This is a genomic window from Gordonia sp. KTR9 (genome assembly GCF_000143885.2).
In the GTDB taxonomy this organism is placed as follows: Bacteria; Actinomycetota; Actinomycetes; order Mycobacteriales; family Mycobacteriaceae; genus Gordonia.
Genome location: NC_018583.1, coordinates 48,104 through 60,233, shown reverse-complemented (window position 1 = coordinate 60,233; position 12,130 = coordinate 48,104). Strand labels below are relative to the sequence as shown.

Genomic DNA, 12,130 nt, shown 5'->3' with positions numbered 1-12,130 from the left:
CCGACCCACGAAGGAGGCCCGCTGTGTGGTCCTACCTGTACGTCGCCGTCGTCCTGCACCTGGGCGGGCTCCTCGTCCTCTCGAGGATTGGCTCAGCGCATCCCCACCACTCCCGAGGGCTGCGTGTGCTTGCTGCCACGGCTCTGGCGGCCTCGTCCGTCACGCTCGTGACCGGCGCAGTCCTCACCATCGCCTCCGGCCAATACCAGGCCGTCGACGCAACTTCGATCACCCTCATGGCGATCGTGTCCACTATCGTCAACGTCTTGATCCTTGGCCTGTTCGGGTTCTGGGCCGACCTACGCCGCGCGCTGGACGACCGCCGGCGGTCGTCCGGCCCTCCCGACATCGAATCCATTCCCTGACGAAGGGTCCGCATCTAGTGAACGGCAGGCCAAATCGCGTCGACACCGACCGCGCCGACCTCGTCGCGCACGTGGCCGAACGCATCCGTACCCACCCCGACCCCCTGCTGAGGGCACGCGCAGTCCAGATCATCTGCGTCAAGGAAGGCATGCAGGCGATCGACCGGTGGATGGACCCCAGAGGCGCTGTGATCGCTGACAACGAGCTACGCAGGCGGGTGGACGAGCTGGCCGCGTCGCGGAGCTGGCTGACCTCGAACAGGAGTTCCGCCTCAGCGGACAGCACCCCGCTCGACGTGGCGGCGATCTCGCCTTTTATGGCTTCTTCGGACTGTCGGGTCCGGCGGCATACCTCCTCAGCGCCTTCGCCTTCGAGCTGCCGCCGTCCCTGCACGGGTTCAGCGTCGTAGCAATGGTCATGGCCGCTCTCACCCCCATCGCCGCCTTCTGGTGCTACTACCCCCTTCACCACTCCGGTCAGGATGCTCGCGGCTGGCAGGGAATAGTCGAACAGGCCGTCCACGCCGTCTTCGCCGGTCGCGACGACCACACTCCCGACCAGCCGTCCGTTGCCGGGGACGACGACCTCGCCCGGCGACGAGCCGCCGCCGCCCGCGCTCTCGAGGACCTGCTCGCCGCGTGGGGCCACTACAAACTCGACACCGAAGCCTGGTACCTCACCAAACCCCTGCTCCACGACACCACCGGCACCGTCGCCACCACGGTCGCCTACACCGCGATGGCCGACCTCACCGAGGCGGTCGAAGCCCTGCACGGAGACTCCCCGGCCAGCGACATCGACCACGCCCTTGACCTCGCCGACCGCGCCTGGGCAGCCTGGCACGACGCCATCGACCACGCCGCCGCCGTCGGTCTCGACGACCGCAGCCCCACCGAACGCGCGGCGCTGCAACGCCTCAACAAACTCGTCACCCGACTCACCCACAGCAGCGCCGACGACCCCGACCTCGCCGCGGTCAAACGCGACATCACCCTCTGCCTGGACCGCATCCACACCATCTCGGTGTCCTGGGCCGACATCGCCGCACTCCCCGCCCTCGACCAACGACTCATCCCCCAACTACCCAGCGGCATCACGCCATCCAGCCCCGACCATCACTTCGACGAGAAAGTCACCCAGTGACCCATACTGGCGACCGCGACCCCGCCCAGCAACACCCAGTCCACGGGCTCGAACATGGGACCACCACTCCCACCGGCCAGCAGACGGTAGTGGACCTCGACGGCATCGTGGCCATCGCAACGATCACTGCCAGTGTGATCGGCCGTCCACTCACACCTGGCGAGTCATCCCGACTGAAAACCGCATGGACGCAGGCTCACCCACGCACCCTGCCCGCGATTGCTGACCAAGCACAGGCATTGACCGCCCCATAGCGGAAAGTCAGTGCCCGATCTGGTGCAGTAGCTGCGAGACCGGCACTTTCAGCGCTTCGGCGATACGTGCCAGAGTGATGATCGTCGCGCGGCGCGACCCGTCTTCCACCCCGCGCAGCATGTTCCGCTCGACACCGGCTTCCAGGCCCAGGGCGCGCTGACTGAGTCCGAGTTCCTCACGCCGGGCCGTGATCGCCTCTCCGAGTGCGCGCAGCAACGCGGGTTCGTCGATGTCGACGGCCATGAGGGGTCCTCTCCTGTCGTCCGCCCGCTCGATGGGCACGCCTGGTGCTGCTGAGCCTACCGGCGGCCTCGCCGGTATCCCGTCCCCTGGAGCGGGCGGCGCCGCTGGACTCACCGTCACTGAGGACCGCCCAGGATGGTCAGGGTCAGGTCGTCTTCGTCGACGAGCTCGTGGGACTCCTCAACTGCAAGCCAGTGATCACAGACGAACTGGTCACGGTCGGCATCGTCCATCGTGTCCCACTCCTGTGGGAGCGGCCCGACGTAGCGCTGCACCCTGCGCACCAGATACGACCGTTCGACAACTTCGGTGCGCGCCAGCTCGGGCATGGCCTGCTCCACGAGCGCGACCAGTGCAGCAGCCGCCTCGTGTTCAGCATCGCCGCCCGATGCGCTGTCGGCGGCTCGACGCCACCGCTCGATACAGGCCGCGATAGCGCGTGAGTACGCACTCATCGCCGTTGCCGCAGAGGTGCTTTCGGTGGTGACGACCATGACTCTCTCCTTCTATCGACCCTGACTACTGGTTGCCTATAGACTACCGCTAATGGTAGTCTATAGGCAACCACTTAGGGAGTGTTGAGGAAAGGGCCAGGACCATGGGTCACATCATCTCGAAGACAGCCGAACATCGACCGGCGCTGCGTCGCAGACGGTTTCGCCACGACAACCCGACTGCGCTGGACTTGTTCTCGGGATTCGGCGGATTCACCCAGGGCATCGAGGCCGCAGGCTTCGACACGATCGTCGGGGCCAACCACAACCGCTACAAGGTCGAGGTGCACGAGGCCAACCACCCGCACGTCGAGCACTGGATCGCTGATCTGATCAACACCGACTCCGACACCTACCACTCGGTGCGCGAACTCCCGGCGGCCGATCTGCTGGTCGCCGGGGTGACCTGCACCAACCATTCCCAGGCCAACACCCAACGCGCCTACGCGCAGGGCCTGACGTTGTTCGACCTCGACGACCCCGAGTTCGAGGAACGCGCCACACGTTCCGAGCGGGACCGCGCAACGGCCAACTGCGTGCTGCACTACGCCGACCAGCACCACCCCCTGCTCATCCTGGTCGAATGCACCACCGAGTTGCAGTCCTGGGGTCCAGCGGTCCCCGGCCGACGCAAGGTCGGCGACGGCTCGACGTATCGGTGGTGGCTGCGCGAGATCACCAAGCTCGGCTACGAGCACAAGGTGCTCTACCTCAACTCGATGTTCTTCGGCGTCCCCCAGAGCCGGGACCGGCTCTACATCGTGTTCTGGGACCGCACACTGCCCGCCCCCGACCTCGACCACCGCCCGCAGGCGTGGTGCGGCCCCTGCGATGAGGCCGTCGAGGCGATGTGGGCGTGGAAGACCGGCGTGCCCGCCAGCGGATCGGTGCGCTACGGCAAGCAGTACAACTACCGGTGCCCGCGCTGCTTCGGCGAGGTCTCCCCCACCACCACGCCATCGCTGACCGCCCTGGACCTGACCCACCTGGGAACTCGTATCGGCGATCGGGCCAAACCGCTGGCCCCGGCGACCATGGCCCGCGCCGAACGCTGCCGCCAGAAGTTCGCCGAGTTCCCCGCCGTGCTGATGCCGGCCAAGGCCCAACGCGGAGTGGAACGCCACCCGCTGCAACCGATGTCGACGCAAACCTCGCAACAAGAGACCGCGCTGCTCAGTACCGGCGCGATCATGGTCGCCGCCGGAAACACCTTCGAGCGTCCCGGGTCCTCGTGCCGGGCCAGGACCCTCGGTCAGCCGCTGTGGACCCAGCCCGCCACCAACACCACCGGCCTGATCACTCCCCCGATCGCGATGGCCATCAACAACTTCCAAGGCGCACCACGCGGCATCAACGAGGCCCTGCCCACCCAGGGCGGATCGGAAACCCTGAGCATCCTGTCCTCAGGTGTGGTGCCCTTCCGCAAACACACCACCCCGGCCAGCCACGCCCAGGCCATGCCGACCGTCACCGCCGAGCAGACCCCCGGCCTGCTCACCGCCGCCGGTGACCCCGCCCTACTCGCAGGCTGGTTCAAACAGAACGGCAGCACCGGAACCGAGACCGCCCCGCACCCGCTCACCGATCCCCTGGGCACCATGACCAGCCGCGACACCACCGCCCTACTCGCCGCCCACTGGCGCGACGCCCTCGCCGAGATCTCCCTCGAAGAGTGCTTCTTCCGCATGATGACCCCCCACGAGGTCGGCCGCGGATGCGGATTCGACCCCGACTTCGGCGACCACAAAGGCACCTTCACCGTCTGGGGAAAAGGCCGTGACCAGATCGACGGCTACGGCAACGCCGTCACCCCACCAGTCCCCCTGTGGATCGGCACCCGACTCCGCGAGGTCCTGCACCCCCGAGGCGCGTAACCATCACCGGCCCCGGCGACACCAGCCACGCCGGGCCGGACAGACCCACACCCCAGCAGAAGAGGAGCGGTTCTCGTGCCGGTCACCCACCACACCGATTGCTATTATTGCTGCATGATCGACGCTGGCCGGTGGGGCGCGATCCGCGACCTGGCGGATCGCCAGTTCGGCCTGTTCACCACCGCCCAAGCCCGCCACCTCGGCGTCGCCCCCTACGTACTCGCCCGGCTCGCCGAGCGCGAGGAAATCGTCCGGGTGCATCACGGCGTCTACGAACTCCCCGAATCCTCGGCCTGGACCACGGTCGGCGACTGGGCGGCACAGTGGCTGGCGCTGCACCCCGCCGCCGACGTCGAGGACCGCCGCGCCCACCCCGACAGCGTGGTGAGCCATGCCGCTGCCGCCCAAGTGCTTCGGCTGGGCACGGTCACCGCATCCGGGCTCGAGCTGAGCAGCCCGCACCGGATCAACGTTCGCGATCCCTCGGTGCGCACCTGGCGCCGGCCGATCGGTGACCGCGGCCGCGACTGGGACCTCGTCGACGGACTGCCGGTGACCACACCCGCCCGTACCGTGGCCGACCTGCTGGTCACCCACGGCGACGGCGGGCACATCGGGACCGCGCTGCACACCTGCCTGAGCGAGTCGCTGGTCGACGCCGACGAACTGATCGCAGTGTGTGACCGGGCCGCGCCGCGCTGGAACTACGCCTCGGGCGCCGAGCTGTTCGCCTCGCTGCTCGATCAGGCCCAGATGCCGGCCGAACCGGTGCTGGTCGGCTGATGCCGTATGCGTCCGAAGAGGCCTTCCGCGCCGGACTGAGAGCCCGCCTGTCCGCTGAGGCTCGCACGAACAGGTTCAGCCGCGACGAGCTCGCCCAAACCGTCACCCTCCAGTTGTTCCTTGCCCGGCTGTTCCGCTCCCCCGACGCCGACCAGTGGATTCTCACCGGCGGCACCGCCCTGCACTTCCGGGCACCGACCCAAGCCCGCCCGACCGCCGACGCCGACCTGGCCACCCGCCTCGACGCCGAACACATGCAGCGATCGCTGCGCCAGGCCGCCCAACCCGGCCCCGGCGATTTCGGCGAGTTCGACGTCAGGATCACCGCGACCCGTAGCCCAGGCTTGTTCGCCGGACGTATCCACTACAACATTGCCGGGCAACGGTTCTCCAACGCCAAACTCGACATCGCCACCCACCGGGAGATGCTGCTACCGCCCGAGATGTTGAGCCCTCACCCCGTGCTCGCGCTCGACGAACTCGACCCCATGCCCGTGATCCGGATGCAAGCCGCCGCCGAAGCGGTCGCCGACAAGGTCGCCGCCCTCTACGAGCTGCACGGCCCCCACGGCGACACCCCCTCCACGCGCGCCCACGATCTGGTCGACCTCGTCATCCTCGCCCGCACCCAGTCATTCGACGCTGAGCTCCACACCGCGATCCGCCACCAAGAACACCGCCGCGGTCTGACGATCCCGGTGCCGTTGGTCCTGCCCAACCCGACCTGGGAACGTGACTACCCCCAGCACGCCGTCCACAGCGGTTTGCCGGCGCACCTGCACCAGGCCGACGCCGCGCTCGCGGCCGCCAACAGCCTCATCGAACCGATCCTGACGGACGCGACTGGGAACGGTCAGTGGAACCCCGACGACGGTGCGTGGACCTCGCAGAGAACGCGCTCGATCGGAGAACTGCTCGGCGACACTCGCGCCCCACGCTCGGCGCCGAGCACACCCGCACCCGAGACATCCAGTGGGACGCCGGCACCGAGGGTGGAACGCTCCCGCGACTACGGGCCCGAGCTGTAGCCGTGAACGTCGAACGAGGGTGTCCAGTCGCATAACGCCGCTCGACGACGTGCGTATCAAACCTAGTGACGGATCGCAGGGCTTCGGGAAGTCCAGTGTGGTGGCCTTACCACCAGGACTTTCGTTTCCATCCGGGCCGCTCTTTGTTCAGCGCGTCGTGTTGCATGCGGAGTACCTGATCCTGGCGGCGTTGCCGGCGTTTCTGCTCGAACTGTTGCTGTTGTCGGGCGAGATCAGCTTTCTTCTTCTGCTTCTTGGACTTTCGGCTGTCCAGCCAGTCTTGGGCGACCTGCTGGCGTGCTTCGCGGCGTTGCTGCTGGGCCGCGCGCTGTTCATCGCGTGCTCGCAGGAGGGCCTGGTGTTGTTCGAGCCTGTGGGCTTGCGGTGTCCCCGGCTTCTGCTCGAGGACGCGCGTCATAGTGATCGTTTGCCACTGCCGGTACTGCTGGACGTGAACGGCGTTGCCGTTTCGTGGGATTCCCTCCGCCAGCCACGTGATCACGTCGTCGAGACCGTCTGCGGCGAGGCGCATAGGTGGGTGGTGACCAGCCAGCGTGTTGTCGACCGTGAGGCGCCCGGGTCGGCTGGAATGAACGAGGATTGCTGCGTTGACTTTCGCCGGCGCCACGATGGTCGCGAATTTGGCAACGGCATCGCCAAAACTGCTGCGGATCAGGCGCGGGTTGTTGGCAGGACCAGCGAGGATGGCGTCGCCGTACCAGCGGTAGTCATCGGGCATCCACAGTTTCGAGTCGATCAGAAACACCCGATCACCACAGACGAGGGCATGGTCGATATCGGCGTGCTCGGTGCCTGGATATCGGAGACCGTGAACGATCTGGACCCCATCTGTTGCATGGAAACGTGCCAACTCCGCGATGAACAGATCGTGCGACTTCTGCTCGCCGACCAAGCCTTTGAGTAACGCTTCCTCGTCCATCGAGGACCGCAGCGCTGAATTCGACACAAGCCCCTCGCCAGGGTTTCCGTAGACCCGTTGCGCAAGAATCTGCACGTCGATAGGCGCCTGACCAGGCTGTCCAGAAGGAGTCGACACGTTCGTACCGTAGCGGACGCGGTCCTCTGCATGCAGCGACCTGGTGGTGAGAAGTCAGGTGGACGGCTCCCGGTAGATCGGGCAGCCGCACGAGGTGTTGCAGGCGAAGCTCCAGGTGGGGTGGGCGGCGTGGGTGTGTACTCCCCAGGGGTGCCCGCATTCGCAGTCGGGGAAGAACTGGCGGTCCCAGCGGTCGCAGAGGTCCTCGACGGTCAGTGTTCCCGATGGGTAGCCCACGGCGCCTCGGAAGCCGACGCACTGGTATTTCGACCAGGTGGGGTCGACCTCGACCGGGCATCCGAGGTAGCCCAGGTCGTGGTTGATGACCAGCCCGTAGTCGAAGGTGTTCTGCCCGCAGCGGCCACACCAGTCCTCACCGGTCGGTACGGGTTGGCCGTCGGGGCGCCCGGCGCGACGCTGCTCCCACAGCTGGCGCAGGGTCGCGATTTCGGCCTCGAGTCGGCGTTGCTCTTCGATGCGCTCAGCGGTGCCGTCGAGCAGATCGAGCAGGTCGATGTCGTCGTGATCGGATGATGATGTGCGGCGCGTCATGGGGTGTCCTCTCAGATGGCGTCGTGGGGCGTCAGTTGGCGGCGTAGATCGGGGTGCGGGTCAGGAACAGGCATTCGCGGTTCTCGTCATCGGCCAGGACGATCCCGATACCGGTGGTGAGGATTTCGGCGAGACCGAGCGCCCACCTCGACCACGTCAGATCGACCATGGCGTGCACGTGCTCGATGGGTACGAGCTCAGAATGTCCGCTCTGGAGCACGTTGGTAGCGCGGATGATCTCGCGTGCGCTCGGGCTGGCCGCGATGTTGCTGTAGCTCCACGACATGCGAGGCTCCCTTTGTGTCGAATGTTGCTGTGGTGGTGCATCTTCTGACGTCTTACCCACCGAAGGGATGCACCTTATAGGGTTCACAATATGCACCCTATGGGGTACAGTCAAGTCATGACCACAACCACTTTCCCGACGAAGCCGACCGCGCCGTCCTCGCACGGCCTACAGCTCGACATGTTCGCCGAGGCGGCACGCGATGAGCGTGCGCACGCCGAACGCACAACCGGTGTCCCTCGCTTGTATACGTTGCGGTGCACCACGATTGCCGACTACGAGCACGCGATGGCGCAGTGGAGGAAGGCGTGGCCTGATCTCGCCTGCTTGCGCGACTCGCACGGCTGGCACGTCGCGATCGGTGAGTACGCGAGCAGCCGCGAACCGACCGACACGTGCATCCCGATCACCCTGCAAACCGACCTCCGATGCAACCGGACCTCGCACCGCGGCTGCCTGTGCGTAGGTGATCTGGTCTCGCGCAGCTTCTGCCGAGGATGCGGCTGGCACTCCGAGGTCGTCGACGACGACACCGACGCGGCGCTGTTGGGCCTGGATCACTGTTTCCCGGGATGGCGCGACGACCCGATCGTGCCCTCGGCGCCCTACGACGACGGCCCCAAGCGCCGCACCCGCCGCAACTGGGAAACCGCCGTCACCGAACTGCACGGCACCGACCGTCCCCAGGGCTATCCGATGATCACCCGCCGGGGACCGCACGGGTGGCGGGCGGTGCCGGGCCGGTCGTTGTGGGGAGGCTACGACGTCGCCGCCGAAACACTCGGCCGATGACCGACACCACCGATGGTGCCGTGCCCGGCCTGCCTGCCGGGCACGGCTCGCGTTCGCCCTCCCCCGGCTCTGGCAAGCTCGACACCACACGTTCACCGTCCGCCCCCGAGAGGCCCGAATCCATGTCGAGCGATCCGTCCGCCGTCAGCGTTGACGAGACCGCCGTTATGGCCGCCGTCGGTGCGGCGATCGTCGCCCGCCGCACCGAACTCAAGATCAGCCAGCAAGCCCTGGCCCGCACCGTCGGCACCAGCCGGACCTTCCTGCGCGGCATCGAGGCGGGCGAGCGTGCGCCGACCGTGGTCACACTCACCCGGATAGCTCGCGCCCTGCACACCACACCGAGCGCGCTCATCACCACCATCCGCTGACGCCGGCCCCGCCACTCTCAACGCCGCCAGTAGCCGTCCCGAGGGCCAGGGCCCTCTTGCCTACCGGCGCAGTCACGCAACCCCCTGCAATTCCGAAGGTATTCGGTGCGTGTTTCTCTGGAGATTTCCAAACGTATAAAAGAATCCTGGAATAGGTGAGGTGGAGGGCATTCAAAGGACCCTAACAGCATGTCTCGGTGCATTTCTTCGACCACTGAAAGACGTTGCAGCCCTTGCATATACAGCCCTTTAGATATAGAGTAGAAGAAAGCAAACAGCCACCAAAGAAGGGTTTCAGAAATGACCATCACCGTGTACACAAAGCCCGCTTGCGTTCAATGCCACGCCACCTACAAAGCCTTGGACAAGCAGGGCCTGGCCTATCAGGTGGTCGATATCAGCGCCGACGACGACGCCCGCGACTACGTGATGAGCCTGGGCTACCAGCAGGCCCCCGTCGTGGTCGTCGACGACGGCCAGCAGTCATGGAGCGGATTCCGCCCCGACCGAGTGAAGGCACTGGCCACCGCCGCCTGACCCGACCAGTCCCCGCAACGTGGGTGTCGCACTTGCCGTCGACGACACCCACCCCGAACTACACCGACCAAGGAGAACCAGGATGAGCCGTCCATCCACCACCAGCGCCACCAACGACCACACCCAGTGGACTTTCGGTGGCCTCACGATCGCCGCCGACAACGCCTCACTGTGGGCAACACAAGCCGCAGCGGATCCCGCCGACACCGCCGCACCCCAGGTGCAGGCCACGCTCGCCGACGTCGAGGGAGACCTTGTCGTCAGGATCGCCGTTCCCAACGGCCTGGCCTACGTGGCCAACTTCGACGACAACATCATCCAGATCACCCTGGCCAACATCCATTCCGACTGCTGCCAGAGGTGCGGGGAACACTTCAGCGATCCGCACGCACCCGAGTGCGAGATCGGAGCCGCCGAAGAGATCGCGCTCGCCGCCCAGGACGACACAGCGATGCTCGCCGCCCTCGAAGCCCGCGCGGAACGGCGTCTCCGATGAGCGACACCCTCGACGCCGCTCTCGCCGACATCACGGCCACCACCGGGCTGGTGTTCACCCGCACCACCTTCGGTGCGCAGCGCAGCGGGCACCTCGCCTACACCCGCACGCGCGACGCCGTGGTGATGATCGACAACGATTGGCAGGCACTCACCGACAACGGCGCCGGTGTCTTCGCGCCGAGCAACCCGCGATGGACGCCCGTTCACCCGATCGTCATCGCCGTCTACGAAGGCGGTGACCTCACCCGCCTCCCGCTCGCAGAGGTGTCCACTCGCCGCGCCGACATTGCTGTGCTTCCCCACCTGCTCGATCAGGCCCTCGAACTGGCCGACCGCGCCCGCCGTGAGTGCGGCCACTTCCTCGGCTATGACTACGACGGCCGCGGCGACACCACACGACGCCACCAGGTGATCTGAACCATGCCCGCCGCGACCCCACCCGACCCGTCGGTGAGCGCCGCCGCTCACGACGACGCGGCGCTCGCTGATGGCCACGGGTGGGCCAGCGACACCGGCCACGCCGAGGTCCTGTTGCTCTCGGCGCTGCTGTGGGCCACACCCGCCCACCACGACGACCTCGCTGACATCGTCGGCCTGGTCCGCGCCGAAGACTTCTACGTGCCCGCCCACGGCGAACTGTTCACGATCATCGCCGACCTCATCGCCGACGGGACCCGCCGCGCACACGACGCCACCACCGTCGCCCACGAACTACGTCGCCAAGGACGCGCGGCCACCCTCGGCGCCGAGCGCCTCACCCGGGCGCTCGTCGCGGCGACCTCCGCCGGCGCCGACGGCATCCAGGCACGCCACTACGCGGCGATGGTCGTCGCCGACGCCTACCGCCGCCGCTACCGCGCCGCCGGAGACGGCATCACCCACGCCGCCGACCACCTCCCCGAAGCCGAACTGTGGGACTACATGTGCGCCCACGGCATCGCACTACGCGAACACCGCACCCGACTGTCCAACCTGCGCCCGAACTAAGACATCGAAAGGAACACCGCCATGCCCACCACCGACATCCGATACCCGGCCGCCGACCTCGCCAAGCTCCACGCCGACGCCTACACCCTGCGCCACGTCGACAACCTCACCTGGGACCAAGTCGCTACCGCCCTCGATGAACCCGTCGCCGTGGTCAAGGACTGGGCCCAGACCTACATCGACCGCACCGACGCCGCCGCCGCCGAACAGCAGATGTCGCTGTTCGACTGACCCCTGCCCGCACCCGCCTCGTTCGGAGCCCTTGTCCATGCGCACCCTCACCCGTCTCGCCTCCCGCACCGTGCTGCGCCTCGCGCTGCTCGCCGCACTCGTCGTGGCAGCATTCGTGGCCCTCAGCGGCGTCGTCGACGCCCTGCCCGCACCCGGCGACCTGTGGCCGCGGACGACCTCTGTTGCTGCGCCGTCGCGGCCATCAGGCGGTACCACGCCCGCAGTGGTCACCAGAGTCATCGACGGCGACACGATCACCGTCTCCACCGACACCGATCCCGCGCTCACCGTGCGGCTACTCGGCATCGACACCCCCGAGGTCCGCAAGCCCAATACCCCGGTCCAGCCGTGCGGCCCGCAAGCCAGCGACCGCACCCGCGCACTCGCCGCCCCCGGCACCACCGTGCACCTCGAGTACGACCCCACCCAAGACCACACCGACCGCTACGGCCGCGCCCTGGCCTACGTCTGGATCGGCGACACGATGCTCAACCACACACTCGTCGCCGAAGGGTGGGCACGCACCTACGTCTACAACCACCAACCCGGCCGCCACGCCGACGCCCTCGCCGCCGCCCAACGCGACGCGCAAGCAGCCCGAGCCGGTGTCTGGGGCCAGTGCCCGCGATAGCC

18 protein-coding genes are annotated in these 12,130 nt (G+C 67.3%); 13 read left to right on the top strand and 5 right to left on the bottom strand.

Features of this window, described 5'->3' with window-relative positions; translation table 11 throughout:
- Positions 1-23: 23 nt before the first annotated feature.
- Together KTR9_RS25860 and KTR9_RS25850 are read left to right on the top strand one after the other, a co-directional pair.
- Positions 24-365: a hypothetical protein gene (locus tag KTR9_RS25860; RefSeq protein ID WP_044508731.1), complete on the top strand. Its 342-nt coding sequence runs from the start codon at positions 24-26 to the stop codon at positions 363-365.
- 418 nt (positions 366-783) lie between these two features.
- Positions 784-1,509, top strand: coding sequence for a hypothetical protein (locus tag KTR9_RS25850; protein ID WP_148281342.1), 726 nt, complete (start codon positions 784-786; stop codon positions 1,507-1,509).
- 261 nt (positions 1,510-1,770) lie between these two features.
- Here KTR9_RS25850 and KTR9_RS25845 read toward each other — a convergent pair whose 3' ends face one another.
- Both KTR9_RS25845 and KTR9_RS26655 read right to left on the bottom strand, forming a co-directional pair.
- On the bottom strand, positions 1,771-2,007 hold the full coding sequence (locus KTR9_RS25845; RefSeq protein ID WP_014928911.1) for a helix-turn-helix domain-containing protein: 237 nt from the start codon (positions 2,005-2,007) through the stop codon (positions 1,771-1,773).
- A 116-nt stretch (positions 2,008-2,123) separates the two neighbouring features.
- The gene (locus KTR9_RS26655; RefSeq protein ID WP_049942641.1) at positions 2,124-2,501 is read right to left on the bottom strand and encodes a hypothetical protein; all 378 of its coding nucleotides are present in this window, start codon (positions 2,499-2,501) and stop codon (positions 2,124-2,126) included.
- A gap of 104 nt (positions 2,502-2,605) precedes the next feature.
- On the opposite strand from KTR9_RS26655, the gene KTR9_RS25835 reads away from it, so the two are divergent.
- The 3 genes from KTR9_RS25835 to KTR9_RS25825 all read left to right on the top strand — a co-directional run bounded on the left by KTR9_RS25835 (position 2,606) and on the right by KTR9_RS25825 (position 6,186).
- Positions 2,606-4,375 carry a DNA cytosine methyltransferase gene (locus tag KTR9_RS25835; protein WP_014928909.1) on the top strand — a complete coding sequence of 590 codons (1,770 nt, stop codon included), beginning with the start codon at positions 2,606-2,608 and terminating at the stop codon, positions 4,373-4,375.
- Between the two features lie 114 nt (positions 4,376-4,489).
- Complete coding sequence (locus KTR9_RS25830; protein ID WP_044508726.1) at positions 4,490-5,158, top strand: type IV toxin-antitoxin system AbiEi family antitoxin domain-containing protein; 669 nt, start codon at positions 4,490-4,492, stop codon at positions 5,156-5,158.
- A complete protein-coding gene (locus KTR9_RS25825; protein WP_014928907.1) occupies positions 5,158-6,186 on the top strand; it encodes a nucleotidyl transferase AbiEii/AbiGii toxin family protein in 1,029 nt (342 codons plus the stop codon). Before KTR9_RS25830 ends, KTR9_RS25825 begins: the two co-directional genes overlap by 1 nt.
- A gap of 106 nt (positions 6,187-6,292) precedes the next feature.
- Here the strand turns inward: KTR9_RS25825 and KTR9_RS27505 are convergent, their stop codons facing one another.
- The 3 genes from KTR9_RS27505 to KTR9_RS25810 are packed head-to-tail and all read right to left on the bottom strand — an operon-like array spanning position 6,293 to position 8,081.
- On the bottom strand, positions 6,293-7,243 hold the full coding sequence (locus KTR9_RS27505) for a nuclease-related domain-containing protein (protein ID WP_148281341.1): 951 nt from the start codon (positions 7,241-7,243) through the stop codon (positions 6,293-6,295).
- Positions 7,244-7,297: 54 nt separating this feature from the next.
- On the bottom strand, positions 7,298-7,795 hold the full coding sequence (locus KTR9_RS25815) for a hypothetical protein (protein WP_014928905.1): 498 nt from the start codon (positions 7,793-7,795) through the stop codon (positions 7,298-7,300).
- Positions 7,796-7,826: 31 nt separating this feature from the next.
- On the bottom strand, positions 7,827-8,081 hold the full coding sequence (locus tag KTR9_RS25810) for a hypothetical protein (protein ID WP_014928904.1): 255 nt from the start codon (positions 8,079-8,081) through the stop codon (positions 7,827-7,829).
- A gap of 117 nt (positions 8,082-8,198) precedes the next feature.
- Between KTR9_RS25810 and KTR9_RS25805 the strand changes: the two genes are divergently transcribed.
- The 8 genes from KTR9_RS25805 to KTR9_RS25770 all read left to right on the top strand — a co-directional run bounded on the left by KTR9_RS25805 (position 8,199) and on the right by KTR9_RS25770 (position 12,128).
- A complete protein-coding gene (locus tag KTR9_RS25805; protein ID WP_148281340.1) occupies positions 8,199-8,873 on the top strand; it encodes a DUF6349 family protein in 675 nt (224 codons plus the stop codon).
- Complete coding sequence (locus KTR9_RS25800) at positions 8,870-9,244, top strand: helix-turn-helix domain-containing protein (protein WP_014928902.1); 375 nt, start codon at positions 8,870-8,872, stop codon at positions 9,242-9,244. The genes KTR9_RS25805 and KTR9_RS25800 overlap by 4 nt, the downstream gene beginning before the upstream one ends.
- Before the next feature lie 300 nt (positions 9,245-9,544).
- Positions 9,545-9,781, top strand: coding sequence for a glutaredoxin-like protein NrdH (nrdH, locus tag KTR9_RS25795; protein WP_014928901.1), 237 nt, complete (start codon positions 9,545-9,547; stop codon positions 9,779-9,781).
- Positions 9,782-9,863: 82 nt separating this feature from the next.
- Entirely contained in the window at positions 9,864-10,277 is a 414-nt protein-coding gene (locus KTR9_RS25790; RefSeq protein ID WP_014928900.1) for a hypothetical protein, read from the top strand.
- Positions 10,274-10,696, top strand: a complete 423-nt coding sequence (locus KTR9_RS25785) for a hypothetical protein (protein ID WP_014928899.1) — start codon at positions 10,274-10,276, stop codon at positions 10,694-10,696. Before KTR9_RS25790 ends, KTR9_RS25785 begins: the two co-directional genes overlap by 4 nt.
- 3 nt (positions 10,697-10,699) lie before the next feature.
- Positions 10,700-11,266 carry a DnaB-like helicase N-terminal domain-containing protein gene (locus tag KTR9_RS25780; protein ID WP_014928898.1) on the top strand — a complete coding sequence of 189 codons (567 nt, stop codon included), beginning with the start codon at positions 10,700-10,702 and terminating at the stop codon, positions 11,264-11,266.
- 21 nt (positions 11,267-11,287) lie between these two features.
- The gene (locus KTR9_RS25775) at positions 11,288-11,497 is read left to right on the top strand and encodes a hypothetical protein (RefSeq protein ID WP_014928897.1); all 210 of its coding nucleotides are present in this window, start codon (positions 11,288-11,290) and stop codon (positions 11,495-11,497) included.
- 37 nt (positions 11,498-11,534) lie between these two features.
- Positions 11,535-12,128, top strand: coding sequence for a thermonuclease family protein (locus KTR9_RS25770; protein WP_144066083.1), 594 nt, complete (start codon positions 11,535-11,537; stop codon positions 12,126-12,128).
- Positions 12,129-12,130 lie beyond the last annotated feature (2 nt).